Source organism: Escherichia sp. E1130 (genome assembly GCF_005781065.1).
Taxonomy (GTDB): Bacteria; Pseudomonadota; Gammaproteobacteria; order Enterobacterales; family Enterobacteriaceae; genus Escherichia.
In genome coordinates, this window is the sequence record NZ_VATL01000059.1 from 1 (window position 1) to 15,150 (window position 15,150).

Genomic DNA, 15,150 nt, shown 5'->3' on the forward strand with positions numbered 1-15,150 from the left:
GGTACTCAGACGACGCTTACATCTCGCGGCTAATCGTTGAGGGAGCTCTTGATAATTTGTCAGCGATGTCCCTGATGCTTCGTTTTGCTACCAGCCCTCTGGATATCTCCTCTCTTTCATCAAGCGAAAGCGCTAACCGGTGCCGCTTTCGGACAGGGGGACGGTATCCACCAGTCTGATGGATAGTGGGCATAATAGAAGAATGGTATCTGTCGAACATTCTGGCGATATCATGCAGAGAATCACCTTGCTTGTATCTGTCCCAGATAATCGCCTTTTGTTCTGGCGTGTAGTAAATACGAGTTCTTCGTTTCATGGCAACGTCCCCCTTGATCAAGGATAGCGTTGCATCGACCCGTTGAACTCACAGGCTTTGCTGGACGGGGGAAGGGGATTGCTTAAATCTGCATGGTTAGTTCGCCATAACAGGCGAACGTTCCCGGCGCGATGCAGCTACCAGGCAGAACATAACTACTGTTCGCGCCTCTTTTCAAAAGCAGTGATATAAACACAATTATGCCTTTACTGGCACCCCAGCCTGGTCATTCTCGCCACCAATAACCGCAGTCACCTTGACGATGCGTTCACCCGGCGCTTTACTTTTATTACCCGCTTCCTCTGGCCCGATACCGCTCTGCGTGAACGCATGTGGCGCCAGGCCTGGCCGGCGGAGCAACCGCTGGCCGACGATGTTGATCTTGCCCGCCTAGCGCAGGTGCAGCTGACCGGCGCCAATATTCGTAACATCGCCCTGCAGGCGGCCTGGCTGGCAGCAGAGGAGGACAGCGTGAGCGCGGTGCATATAGACAAGGCTTTACGGCGGGAAATGGCCAAGATGGGCCGCAATCTGTAGCCGTAATATCCCCCGGTCGGCCCTCTTACGACACTCCGGAGACGTATAACAATGGTTGATTTTTATGAAGCATCTAATGATTACGACCGTTATGACAGCGTTGAGCATGAGGCTGATTTCGAGCCTGTGTTTGATGCAATTGCCGGAACCATTGATGACGCACGCGACGCAGATAAAGGGACTCCTCTGTCGCCGGATGACCTGAATACAAACATACGCCTCGCTCTAGATGGTCTGCTCCCCCGGGCAATGGAATACCTGAAAGAAGGGAAAAATATCGAGTTTATCGATATTCCGGACATCAGCAGCCTAGATACAGAGATCCAGGAAAAAATCCCCCAGTATCTGCAGTCGAAAATACTCACTCACGACAATGAGCTGGGCGCGCCGCTGGAAAAGCTGGCGCGCATTCTTCCCTCGTTCTTCACCTGCTTCGGGGAGCAGCTGCCCGACCTTGACAAAGAGCTTGCCATGCTGAAACGTTCCAGACTGGAAAGTGGTAATGGCAAAATGAGCACACTGGAAATCCGGTACCATAAACTCAGACAGCATGCCAGTGCGTTGTGTCAGCATATTCCGGGCGTATTCAGACTTCTGGACACCGTGAAGGATAACCCGACGCACTTTACTCCGTGGAAACTGTGGGAGGACCGTGAAAGGACAGCCCGACGGATCGGGCTGTCCGTGACAGCAGATGAACAAAAAATCGGTCTGAGAACAATTGCGGAATTCAGTAAAAAAAGCGAGCCGGAGAAAAAGGAGCTGATGGTTAAGGAGCCGGAACTTGCCAGCATGCTGAAGATGAACAGTTTAATGAATCTCGCGAGTTGGGAAGAGCGGAGCGTCCGCCAAAAGCTGGTACCGACTCTGCTGACATCCGCTAAGGAGCTTCAGACGGCCATGCAGCTGACGCAAGGATCAGCGAAAAATTTGAGAAAGACTGTCTGGATGACGGGGAAAGAGAGGGGACTTTATACTCCCGCCGGCGATAGCCTTGAGAGGAGAGCCTACCTTCTGGCGAAAAAGATTGAAATCGTCAGTTTCGAACTGGAAAAACTGGCCGGTATGCTGGCCGGAGGGAAAAAAATCCTCCCCCCCGATGCCATGCTTCAGGAGTACGGTGATGACACGGGAACGTTCCGTGTTGCAGTGCAGGAAGTGAAGACAGAAGCCCGCGTATTCTTCTCAGACCCCTTACCAGGGGTGATAAAAGCGGCGAAGAATAAAGTCATCAAAGTGGCTAACAAGATTACATACAAAGCCGAGTTTGCCTCGATGATGCCGGAACAGGAAGAGGCGATACTCCGGGTCTGCATCATTCTGTCTGACCGGCTACAGCACCTGCGGCGTAACGTTGCCATCGTGGAGCTGGACTCCCTGTCACTGCAACTGGCCATGGAACGAAAAGAGGTGGTGGGGAAACTGCCCGGCAACGTCCTGCCAGACACCACGCTGGACAGTGCTCTCAGGAACGCCCCGGCCGTGTGGCAGGAAAATATCGAGCAAAAAAAGTCAGACCTGCAGAAGAACCTTGGACAGATGCGGACGCTGCCAGAAAAAAATGAGCGCCAGCATTTTTTGAATGCGCTACGGGATATGTTAAGTACAAAATCGGAGGGCTCGACGTTACCGGATGCTGTCAGGGATTTTCGTACTTCCATGGAAAGCTGGGTCAGCGGCATGGGTGACATTGAGGATGCGATGACCGAACAAACGGCCGATATGCTGGCTGCGCCCGGTGAGTTCCGGGTCTGTCTGACGACGTGGCGTAAGAAGCTGGGGCAATACAATGCCGACGTGAAGGCCGCTCTGGCAAAGCATACCGGACGTTCAGCGGGTAACGCTAACCGGATCACCATGATAGCCAAAGGACTAGCTGAGTCCCTCCAGGAATATAAGCAGGAATATTTGCAGGAGCTCAGTCCGGCTGAGCGAAAAAATGCTGGGGAGATTTTTGATACACTCACCACCGGTATCATGGTGGATTATGCGCCCCTGCTTGCAAAGAAGAGCGACTCAAAGGGTGTAAGTTTTTTACAGCATTTTGAGAACGAGATGAAAAATGCGGCGAAGGGAGGCGTCATTTACCCGACGACGATGACACAAATTCTGGCGGGGATGAAAGGCCTGGATGTCAGTTCGAGAGAGTGGGCCTTAAAGCAGCTGGTACGTCGGGGCTTTTTCAGGCACATCATTCGCGGCGCCAGTATTATCCCTGAACTGTTTTCACTGCCCGTGCGACTGGTGTTTCGGACAACGATAAGAGGCACGATGACTGCCGTCATTACCATCCAGACCATCCGAAAGGGAAACAAAGGTATACGGATGGGACAGGGTGGAGCCGGTCGTGCACACCGTGAGTTTCTGGTACGGATGGTAAAGGAGGGGGGACTCAAAACGCTGATTTCAACCGTGCCGGGACTCGCGCTGCTGGCCAGTTTCAGAGCCGTTCAACTGGAGCTTGATGACGGAAAGCCTCCCATCATCATCGCTCTCGACAGAGTGAAAGATACGGTAAGGGAAATTCCATGGCAGCTGCTTGACTGGGCAACAAGGGAGAGCGTTTCTGCCCTGCCACGGGCGGCGCTCAGGAAGATCATGGAGTCGCTTTACGGAGATGAAAGCAGCCTGACGGCTCAGGAAGAAGAGAATATGAGCCAGAAGCTGACCGCAATAGACGAGCTGAATCGTATCGCTCTCAATAATCACAGACTGGCCGGGCTGGCGAGGCGTCTTAGGGACAACGCTAGAAAAGACTCGGATATTGTTATTTTACGGTCGAACCAGTGTATCCGCAGCCACTACGACCTAAAAGAACGCAATATACGGCTGAGCGCCGACGCCACGGATGGAGAAATACTGCATGAAATAGCGCACGCCATGACGGCCCATCAGCTGTTGCATGGGCCGCGCCTAGGCCTGCAGGAGAATATTAATAAACTCAACGACCTGTGCCTGAAAGCCGCTGCCGCCTACACGGGTAATGACCCGATTGTGAAATATTATCTGGGTGATCTGAATGAGTTTGTGGCTGGGCTGTACTCGGGTAACGATGAATTTATTGCGCACCTGAAAAGCATCACTGTCGGGGGGGGAAGTCTGTTGTCGCGGGTGGTGAGGGCTGTGTGTAAACTGCTGGGCATCGGGGAGGAGAGCGAGAGCGCGCTGACAGAGGCGATGAGGCTGAGCGATACGATTATGGGGGCATCGTTGGCGCCGGGAGAGGGTAGTGCAGAGGGGCGCCTTTATGCAGGAGGGAGCTACCGTACAACTGCTCAACAGCAATCAAGTTATGGCATGCAGACAAGTCAAACATCTACACAGCCCGCAGGCTTTACGGATCAGGACACGGGCATCCACAGCGGTGTGAATAGCTCCAGCCCGCATGTCGGGGAGCGCGGCAGTTGGAGGCCGGTGACGACAATTGACGGTGCAGATTTTGATTTTCCCGCCGGTAAGCGGCTTGAGTACACCTTCAGCTACGTGCGTAACGGCCAGACAGTAACCAGGAACGGCAGTGTCCGCGTGCCGGCTGGCCAGCGCGGTAACCGCACGTGGCACGGCTACTTCAGCCAGCAGATAAATCGTATCATATATGAGGACGACGACCTGAACGGGGTGTTTGACGTCCAATACCGAGGGGATAGGGACAATCTGAGCTATGTTAGTGGCCACTCGCACTACAACGCCGTATATGCATCCACAGCATCACAGGTTAGCGCTCCCACCTTTACGTGGAGGATCGCCGAAGGGCCTGCCGGGCAGAGCGCCGTTCCGGAGGCCCCCTGGGATAACGATAAAATGTCTGTACATACCGGTGTGCAGCGAAACAACAGAGTCAGAACTCATCAAGGCTGGCGGCCGTTGAACACGCTTAATTTGTCCCGTTTTGATCTGCCCCCTGCAACAAAAATCGGCTACGCATTCAGCTATGAAATCATGGAAAACGGCAAGAGTAGAACCGTGGTTAAAAGAGGTTTTATCACGCCGAACACAAGGGGCACCAGACACTGGCATTACGCTTATGCGACAGAGCTGAATAGTATCATTAGTGGTGACCCAGATCTGAATGGCATTTTCAGGGTGGATTATCAGGTTTGGGAGTCCGGGGGACACGTAATAACATGGGCTGGCGTGCAAAAATCCCATTTTAACGCTGTGTATATGAACGAAAACAAAAGCCGCGAGAGGGGCTATAGCAATTCCCGCTTTTCATGGATGCTGGTACCCGAAACCTCACAACTCGCCCCGCAGCCGACAGAGCATACCCCGCAGCTACAGGCTGACCTGCATATTGAGGCTGATGAGTCGAAAGCGCGGGAAGGCGAGACGTCAGAGTTTATGACGGAGTTGCTGGCATTTGTCCCGGTTAATGCATCCACGCCGTCAACCCCTCTTGGGACGCTGATGCAGAGTGAGGGTGATGCTTTCCGGTTCTTCCTGCAAAAATACCCCCAACTGGCCAGTCTGACGGGGGTGACCGTCGGCGAGCGCGACGAAAAGCGCCTTCTGGCGGCGAGTCGCCAGTGGTACGGCCAACTTTCCGGGCTGCAGCAGTATCATTTTGACATCACCGTTGCCTTTTTATGGAAGCTGAAAATAGATCCCGGGTTCAGGACGCAGGCCCAGGAGCCGCACTCATTCGCTCTGTACGAGAATCTCCTTCGTGAACACGATAATTCCGTTAAAGCAGTGCTGGAAACACGCAATGAGGATGCCACTTATGTCCGCAGGATGACCCTATACGACCAGCTGAATAAGGCGCGCTCGGATTTAAATGTCTCCTCGGATACCAAGGTGACATCGTCTCAGGAGATGCTGCAGGACGTTACACCGGTGACGGACGACGACGTGGCCGTGGCTGCAAACCGGGACAAACTGTCGGCAGAACTGGAGGAGATGCGGGCTGAGGCGGCGTATTTAAGCAAATATTCCCACCTGAGGAAGAATACCAAACCGAAGGCACCGGTGGCTGCAGCCCCGGATGAAACGGAGGCGGTACAGGGTACTCCTCCGTTGCTGGAAAGCGCCTCCAGTAGCGCAGACGATTGGATAGTGAAAAGTGCGAACGATCTGGGTCTGAACATCAATAAGGACGATCTGGATAACGTCATCACCATTACCTGGCGTAATGCCTACAGCAGCTCCGGAGAGGAATTCGTTAGCGGGTTAGAGCAGATGACGCTGAGGGATGTGTTACTGGGGGAGTTTGCCCGAAAAATAGACAGCACGCCCGAGGGCGTCAGCATCAGCAATATCCACTATGGCTTTGAGGCGAACCCTGCCATCGCGAATTACTTAAACCAGCATCACCGCAGCGCAGCGGACATGACGGGGGATCTCGCCATCGCGGATGGCGTCCAGAGTAAAGCGACGGAGGCGTTTAATCAGATTGCCAACCGGCCGGGCGTCGGCGCTGCATTTGAAAAGGCGACGAGCGCTCAAGTACTGTCGGTTATAGTGCGTGAGGCAGATAAGCTGGCCGATCAGGATCCGGTTTACGAAGAGATAATTATGCATTACCTCAGAGAGTCGGCCAAAGGTGGTTCAAGCCTGCAGGCCGTTATTTTTGACGGTAAAACGGTACCCGGGTTGGTTGCCATCGGGCAGGGGGACTTCAGGGTTATCATCTCCCTGCACAAAGGGGAAATGTTCCTCTTCAACGCGTGCGCTTCCGACAGTTACCTGACGGCGCTGATAAAAGAGCACGTGGCGGAAGTGGACAGCGGAACGGTCACCGATGACGCGGTTCTGCCGTGGTACTCCGAAACGGTAACAACGTCCCAGGGCACGCAGACTCGCAGCCATCTTAAAACAACCCGTTTGACCTTCTCGGCGGCAGGTGGTGCCTTCACTGTACCTGAGGGTGCCTCTCATACCACCGTCATGGCGGCGAATATCACTCGCGCCCGGTCAGAGCTGGACGGGATGATTTACTCCAGCGAAGAATCCCTGGCGAAACAGGCAAATGACAGGCGTGAGTTCGGACTAGGGCTTCTGAAATTCACCTTAGGCGCAATGACGTTTGCGGCCACGGCGCCGGAGATGATAATGCTCGGCGGGCTGATAGTACTTGCGGACAGAGAGTCGGTGAGTGGGGCGCGCGAGGCCGCATCCCGTGCTGACCGTAGCACAGATCGCATGAAGGCTGAAAATGATGCCCGGCAGGGTGAGATTAGTATGTATGGCGATGCGATACTGGGAGTGGCGGGGCCCCTGCTTCACAGTGCTTGGAGGGCCGCCAGCGTGCTTGAATTTGCCAAAGACGCCAAAAGATTTGCTGCGCCGGGGAGCTGGTCAAAACCGGTTGATTTCAGTAAATACACGGCACGCGACGCGTCGTACCTGGGGTTAGGCCAGCAGGTGCCGGACGCAAACGGCGTGTATTCGGTTACCCAGCCCGGCGGGGTGGGGATGCAGTATTTTATTCAGGAAGATGGCGTGTTTTACCGGGTGAAATTTGATGACCACTTGGGCCGTAAGCAGGGCACGATACGGTTAGTTGATGAGAATAGAAACTATAACACCGGATACCATGAGCCGGTTCGCCGTAACGCCCAAGGCACGGGGTGGGAACTTCATAATGACACCGGTTTGCCCGGCGGCGTAGGGGGAAGCACGAGCATCCCACCTGGCGATCAGACTTGGCGAAATACACCCGAGAAGAATTTTATCTATAAGATAGGAACGAATGAAGACTCTAGCCCGGATCTGTTAGAACGTCATGCCAGAAGTTCCCGGGCAACAAGAGGTATCCCCCAGGAGAACTTTTTTGCCGATGTGGCACAAGATCCTCTGGCCCACAGGAGAAGCGCGCCATTCAATGTAATTGATGGTGGCTCACTGAGCTCTCTTGATAAAAATTCAAGGCTGGATGTTTCGGCGCACGGCAACCGAAATGGACCGGTTGCCGGCCTGAATAACATCACGGCAAAGGAGCTGGTCGACAAATTATGGGATGCTGGCTTGAGGGAGGTCGGGGTATTAAGGGTTGATGCATGTAATGTGGGCAACGGTGCCTATTTGTTGCAATTAAAGACCGCGTTAAACGCTAAAGGGATCAGGTTTGGCTATATTGCAGCGCCTAATGGATTACTCATGATTGCACCTGAAATTAAATCGGGACAGAATTTTATTCCCTCAAAAGGTGTGTTGAGGTGGAATATTTTTGGTCGGCCATGGAGCTCGATAAAAGGTAACCTTGACGTTGAATTTTCAGACACTGATTGGCTCTGAATAGACCCGGGTTTCCTAGACGGTTCCGTGCCTAAGAACCTATCCCAATAGGATTTTGTTCCAGACAGTAATGCCGCATGAAAAATGAGCATTGCCTCATAGCTTTCGACTTTCTTCTCCCAGCGGATCAGTATCCGGCGGAAGCGATTCATCTTTTCTCGACTGTATATGAGGGTAAGTGCCAAGCCACTGCTGCCTGTGATTCTGCTCCCGGGTGCGTTAGGTTAACGAGACCTTACAAAGAGAAGAATGTGCGGTCACGTTGTAAGGTGTGCGTGTTTTAGACAATGTGAGTTGGCTGAACGCTTACTTTTTAATTATCTTATTTTCATATTAAGCCTACTTTATTTGGAGTTGATTAAATGGGGTATGATGACGTTTCATTGGGTAAAAAAAAAGATGAGAATTTTGATTACAAATTTGCGTTTGATGTTAAAAGTGAAGATGATACAAACCTCTCATTTTATCCGATAAATACCAGTTATCCAGTAATAGATTTGCATGCTTACAGTGAGCACAGTCTTTTTTCTCAGATAATAACAGACGGGCTTGGCAATCTGTTGGCAACTCTCGGTAAGCAACTTTTTGAGTTTCTCAAAGCAAAAATAACAGAAAGATATGGTAAGGCTGCTGTTCTTGAACGTTTTTTTTATAAGGCAGGTGTGATTTTTTTATCTGATATTGATGCGCCCGGCTCGGGAAGTAATGTTTTTTATACGTTGTCTAATGATTCGGAATTTTCCTCATTTTTTAGTAATGAACCGAAATTCCAAGGTCAGAAGATTAACAAATACCTGCTGTTGCTTATAAAGTTAATTCTCATCTGGAATGATCTGAAACATATCAGGAAACAGCCAGTGAAAATATTGTTACGGGCGTTACCACAGATTATTATTCTTCTGCGCGAAGACCTGATTATTACTGAGTGGAATCGAACGCAGGCAACGGAATGGGCATCAGTAATTAATGCCGCTTTGCCATGGATTAATTTTTACGATCAACAAACGACTAAACCATCAACCAGCATAGGCGATATAATCAGTGCTCTTTACGAAGAGCGACAGGATCTGCTACCTAGCTGGTTTAGTCAGTTAGTAGACTCGTTTGAAAACCTGTTTCGTGAAGTGAAACGGGTGTTGAGTAAAATGGGGGGTTATCTCTCGGACTATAAAAATTTGATTGTTATCGTAGATAAGATAAATAACAGCCACACGTTTGGCGGGCGGGTAAGTAATGTAATCTATTTTTTCACCCAATATGATGAAGAAAAAGCGGAATTATTGAATAAAATAAAACCCGACTTTTCTCTTGATACTCAACGTTTTTTAAGCGAATGGCAGGCTGCGCATGAAATAAACGCGTGGTTCAGGGCCGAAGTAGGGGTATCGCCAGATCCTATCACAGCGATGAAGTCCTTAGAAACACTGACTGACCAAAAAAGGATTGCGCAGCTTCGAGCAAAAACGACGGGAACGCAAAGTGAAAAATGGCTGGCAGCCTATCAGACAACCAGCAGTGAGTGGTTCCAGCCCGATAGTGCAATGTCCGCTACGCTACGCACCGCAATTAGGTTGTTTAGGCGGGATCTGAGTTGGAGTGAATTTTTACTGATGACTGCCGGTGAGAAAAACGCTCAGAATCTGGTCTGGAAAGCAGTGACGGCCGGTAGTGGTTTGTTACTGGCGGGAAAGGGGGGCAATGCAGAAAAATTGTCGCGCTTAGCTGCTCTGATTAAGCAGTATCACGAAGGGACAAGTCTGGCCGATTTGCTGCAGCAAGATATGCAGCGGGTGCAGGAGGGAAAATCACTGTTGGTTGATTTGGCAAGCGTGATGACGGGGATCGATCTTAGTCAGTATCTTGAGAATCAACAATGGATACAGGATGCAGTGAAGGCGATCGGTGAGTGGCATTTAAGCCATGATCACGATCAGCTGCTGATGCAGCTCAGTCAACTGACGGCAAAACAGGAGGGTAACGTTTGGTGGATCGCAGGAATATTGTTAAAGGGAATAATACTGTTTCGCCTGTGGCAGAATTATCAACACAGAGATGTTGATACAAATTTAAAAAAATCGCTCCTTAAACTGATGATGAATATGCCAGAAAACTGGCTTCCATGGATACTGGAGCTGTGTGACTGGTTACCGGTATTGATGAAAATTTCACGCAGGCGGGAGCAATTGCCCGAACTGTCAGCAAACCAGAGCTGGTTAAGCTGGAGCCGCCAGATGATGGCTGAAGCTGGCCAGGATGAAGATCTTCTGTTGAAAAAGATCATGCTATGGATCGGCGGTTATCAGCAGCACTGGCTTATGAATCTGCTCAAAGTTGCAGGATTCAAAAACTTTGCGGGCCTTGCGGCAAATGACCCTCGGTCAGCCGGGGAACCTTCAGCTGATGCCATGTGGGGGGCTCTGGCAACGTCGGCAACCCAGGGGCGCAAGCTTTCTCACTGGGTTAATCAAACAGTTGGATCGGCGAAAAGAGTCGCACTTCCGCTGGGCACACTTATCTTTCTTAACCAGATAGTACAAGCGAATGCTACTGGAAATATGCTGTCGGCACTTTCGAATAGCGACAACAGCACCTTGTTACCCCAGGAGGAAATGTCCGGGACGTCTTCAGGTTATTTGTCAGTATTACCGGCATTGGCTGTGGCGGGAGGAAGCGGGCTGTATCACCATCTCAGGCATTATTTTAACGCGACTTCGACAGACCCCATACCTGCTGATCCTGAACTTCAGGGGAAGTATACCTTTGATGCTGAGTTGCAGGAGGTCGATGCCCGGTTGAAAGATAGCAGTGAAAGCTGGTTGCCGGTGGCGTTATTAGGTGGAGGGCTGACTGCAATGGTCGGTGGAGCTGCATGGGCAGCACACACCTATAATCAAATTAAACAGCCCCAGCAAAAAGTGGACGACATAGGTATGTCGAAAATGTCCTCAGAAGCTGAACTTTCTGATGATATTGAAGCACAACATGATGAATCATCTGCACTTTGCAGGAGTGAGCAGGAAACAGAATCGGAAGATGAACAAAAAGGGATATCAACACGTGGGTCTGCACAAAATAAGTATATTGTCAGCGGGTTTATTGCAGGAGCCGGCGTTGTTAGTACTATTACTGCGGGAATATTGTACTGGCGCCATCAACGGGATGTACAACGCAAAGCAGAACTAGAGAACATTATTGAGTTTAATGCATTTGATCACTCCGAATTTACTGCCCGGGTCGCAAAAAAATTGGTTGAATTAGTTGGTGAAAATTTTGCAACACAGGCTAAGCATTATGATGTGAGATTAGCTGTCGAGGAGGTGTTATTCGAGGACGGAAAAGCAGACACATTGCCGCAATCTACGACACCCAAGCCTCGTGTGGTGAAAAGAAGCGAGTCTAATCCGTCATTACCTAGCGATGCTATTGGAAGTAATGGCAATACTGTTCAAACCAGTAATGTGATACAAGATTCTACAGATTTGTCCACCAATCCCCTTTTTATTGCTGCACTCAGAAACCGATTACAAGCGACAGAAAATGATAGCGGCAGTGGACTTCGAGCCTATAAGCATCAGGAAAAATACTCAGGATGGAGATTTGGTATTGGTGATGAGCGTAAGGAAAAAGCAGTAGGTACGTTTAGCTCCCTATCCTTTAATACATTCCCGAAGAATAAATTTCTTCTTCTTAAACTAATTGGCGTTAATAATAGGGTGTTGTATGAGAAATATTACAGACCCGATACTAAATACAACACGCCAGATAGATACAGGGAGAATATATATGATAAAATCAATGCTGACATAGACGCATCTCCTTTAGACGTGAAAAGTAAAGTTAGAATTGTTAGTGTCCCATTAGAAAACTATTTTACATCTCAACCTTATTCATCAAGCACTCCAAATAACAGTACCTATAATTTTTTTGTCACACCAAAAAATAGTGCCATTCAAAGCGCCGACTGGTCTATTGTCACATGGCACGAAAAAACGGCGAAGGATAAAGTTAAGGAAAATAGTCCTTGGATCAGAAAAACGTTGCAGCAGAAAAATGATAAATACATCAAACAACATTATATTGCCCAGGAGTCATTGAAAGTTGACCATGTAATTGGGAATCTGCAATATGCAGAAAGTGTTATGAATAAAATTCAGGATGCCATTTCTAACTCTCCTGGTGCTTATATTGATGATTTTAAAAAGGAGATTTCAAGTTTTGTTGGTACTCTTTGTAAGTATGATGACTCTTTTGAGGAAGAAGTTGTTGACATACTTGATGAAAAATTCACTTATACTTATTATGAGTCAAAGCATACAGGCCCGCTCCCATCTCCTTATTCAACTTTATTTATGGTGAATAGTGATGATGAGTATAAATTACGCGTGAACTTAAGTGAGTACTCTTATGCTAGAAAAAGAACAGTAACAGAAACGTTTTGGGAGTTTTTGTTGAAACGTCGGGACTTTTTTGAAAATCGAGATGGTGGAGTTGCACCTGGTGGGCAAAAGATAACGCTAATCAGAAGTGGAACAGCTATTGGTAGTACTTATGAACTCCGTGAGTTTCAGTTTGAGAACTTCTCTAATAGTGATATCCCCCGACATGTATTGAGCCTGGTTAATAACGACTCCTATTTAAGAATAGAGGGGGATAAATACATTAATAAAGCTTTCAAAGATAATAGATTTCGCGTTTACAGTAATTTGTTGATGGATATTTATCTTGCTAATGCACTTGATAAAGTGATTGCTGGTGATTATGTCGAAGGATTATCCATTCCTGCCAAAAGAAAAACTCAATACACTAAATTTGCAAAGGAAATTAGAGCAGGGGAACGCAATGTTAATTTACTTCAGCATAAAAACTATGTAAATGGACTGGATACTGGAGATAGATTGATAATTATTCCTTCCACGGAGTCTAACTATTACCTTGCACTTTCTCTTGGATCAGGAGTACCCTTACAAAAGGAAATAATATTGTATCCCCAGAATGATTATTACCGGGTTGATGATGATGATATCGACTTTCTTAAACATTTCTTTTCAGAAAATAGTTTGTCAAAATTTAGACGAGTCAGTAACCCTAATTCGAGATCTCAAGTGACATATATACTAACACTAAATCAGAAAAAGGATGTTTGGGATAGATTCTATATTAATATAAGCAGCAATCCACTTGATGATTTGATGGCTGCACATAAGCAGAGTCGGCTTGATATGATTGCTTATATTTTCGAATCACAAAAAGAGCTGGATGCTAAAAAAAGAAAGCGTATTTATGATGATTTATTGACTGAGTTTACCCTGCTTACTTTTGCAATTCCTGTCCTTGAACCGTTGGCAGTTGAAATGTTAGCCCTGCGAGGAGCCGCAGTGGAAATTGTGAATGGTATAGCTAATGTAACTGCGCGCGTGCTCAATGTCAGTTCGTTAGGCTTAGGAGTTATGTCAAGCTGGGAAGATTACCAAAGTAAGAAATCAAGACCAAAGGAAGCCATGGAAGCCTGGTCCGGCTTTATTGATACCTTAGCCATTAATATGTTAATGGCATCGATAGATTTTTTCCCTGGGATGCCAGAGAAAGAACGCTATGAGAAAGCCATCGGGCAAATAGAAGAGGATGCTGAGATGTCTGAAGCTTCGCAAATCATCGAAAATTGTAAACTAACGCGTGCTCCCTTCGGCACAACATGTACCATAGGATCTCAAAAAGTGGCTGATATGGCAAATTTTTATGCTGAGGGTAATAATATAAAGAACATTGATCGCTCAATTTGTTGGAATTTTGTTATTGACATACAAAGGAAAGCAAAGGCTATCAGTAAAGATTTAAGTAAAACCTTAAAATCTACGACCAGAGGCACTCAATTTACCAATTATCTGGGTAAAGACCCGCTGCGTATTACTTCTGCAGAAAAGTTGACACAAATACCTGCGGGGGCGCGTGTGGCATTTACGGAAATTAATTCCGGTGATGTGGAGGAATTAAAACATGCAATGGTCAGTGTTGGTAATAAGAAGGTTGTAGGGGTTAATAATAGCTGGCTGACAACGCGTGGCACCGCTACCACAATTGACCTGGAAAATGATATTACATGGACTAATAATGAGCCTTATAATCAAGATGGGCGTCCTATCAAGATCTATGCGCAATCAGTGCATGATTTACAAAACCCAGAGGCGTTCAACGCCATCTATAATGGTGTTGAAACCTACCCTGCACCTGAGCGTTATATGGAAAATGCTAACCTAAGCCTTGCTGAAAAAGCAAGAATTCATAAAAATATTTCAGAAGGTGCGTATCATAATCCGGCGGTAAAAGAAAACTTTCTTAGAGGTAAGAGCGCGGTACCTACTGACATTGATTCGAGCATCATCTCTGATGAGCTGGGCACCGTTGAATCAATGGAGAGATTAACAATCGGAAGCGAAAAACGCTTTTATCACGGTAATGCAGTGTCTTCACGTTATGCTGGAAAAATGAAAAAAGGAAATTTATTACAATCTCATCAGTTTACATCGTTCTCGGATTCACAATATGTTGCCAGTCATTTTTCTGAGAATGCTGAAACTCGAGTTCATCCAGTTAAAGTTATTTACGAAATGAAAAATGTGGAATCTGGTGTCGTCAAGAAAGTCACACCCACTCGCGATTTTTATACCATTATTAGAAATAGTTATGGACATCTTGGTCCTGGTGTCCAGGCTGAAGTGATGGCAGCAAAAGAGGGCATTATTCCCCCTGGGTATGTTTACCGTATCAAGTCGGTTGATAAAATAGAACTTGATGACGAAATTTACTATCGAGTTAAATTAGAATATATACATAGAAATGATAAGATTTTGCAAGCCAGTTTTAATAGTGGTCGAGATTTCAATTCAGAGCGTGGTTGAACCGCCCCGGTTTTCCGGGAGAGCATTTTAGTTGGGAACTCAGGCTGCCAGTTCCTTATTCCGTAAGCGTAAAGCCACTGCCGCCTGTGATTCTGGTTCCGGGATCGCTAGCTTAGAGCTCCGTCTAATTTAGAAGGAGCTCTGTTGGTAAGCGTACAGTGAGAA

3 protein-coding genes and 2 pseudogenes are annotated in these 15,150 nt (G+C 48.0%); 3 read left to right on the forward strand and 2 right to left on the reverse strand.

The annotated features are described in order from the left end of the window. Positions 1-19: 19 nt before the first annotated feature. Positions 20-316: pseudogene (locus FEK66_RS25115) on the reverse strand (helix-turn-helix domain-containing protein); the annotation flags it as partial. Positions 317-646: 330 nt separating this feature from the next. On the opposite strand from FEK66_RS25115, the gene FEK66_RS25120 reads away from it, so the two are divergent. Then, the gene (locus FEK66_RS25120; protein WP_135495566.1) at positions 647-853 is read left to right on the forward strand and encodes a hypothetical protein; all 207 of its coding nucleotides are present in this window, start codon (positions 647-649) and stop codon (positions 851-853) included. A gap of 51 nt (positions 854-904) precedes the next feature. Further along, positions 905-8,089 carry a hypothetical protein gene (locus FEK66_RS25125; RefSeq protein WP_138211643.1) on the forward strand — a complete coding sequence of 2,395 codons (7,185 nt, stop codon included), beginning with the start codon at positions 905-907 and terminating at the stop codon, positions 8,087-8,089. A 39-nt stretch (positions 8,090-8,128) separates the two neighbouring features. Here FEK66_RS25125 and FEK66_RS25130 read toward each other — a convergent pair. Next, a pseudogene (locus FEK66_RS25130) lies at positions 8,129-8,241 on the reverse strand (IS5/IS1182 family transposase); the annotation flags it as partial. Between the two features lie 210 nt (positions 8,242-8,451). On the opposite strand from FEK66_RS25130, the gene FEK66_RS25135 reads away from it, so the two are divergent. Beyond that, positions 8,452-14,985 carry a hypothetical protein gene (locus FEK66_RS25135; protein ID WP_138211644.1) on the forward strand — a complete coding sequence of 2,178 codons (6,534 nt, stop codon included), beginning with the start codon at positions 8,452-8,454 and terminating at the stop codon, positions 14,983-14,985. The last annotated feature ends 165 nt before the right edge of the window (positions 14,986-15,150 follow it).

Coding starts and splice junctions, on each gene's coding strand:
- FEK66_RS25120 (WP_135495566.1), top strand. CDS start 647: ATGTGGCGCCAGGCCTGGCCGGCGGAGCAACCGCTGGCCGACGATGTT.
- FEK66_RS25125 (WP_138211643.1), top strand. CDS start 905: ATGGTTGATTTTTATGAAGCATCTAATGATTACGACCGTTATGACAGC.
- FEK66_RS25135 (WP_138211644.1), top strand. CDS start 8,452: ATGGGGTATGATGACGTTTCATTGGGTAAAAAAAAAGATGAGAATTTT.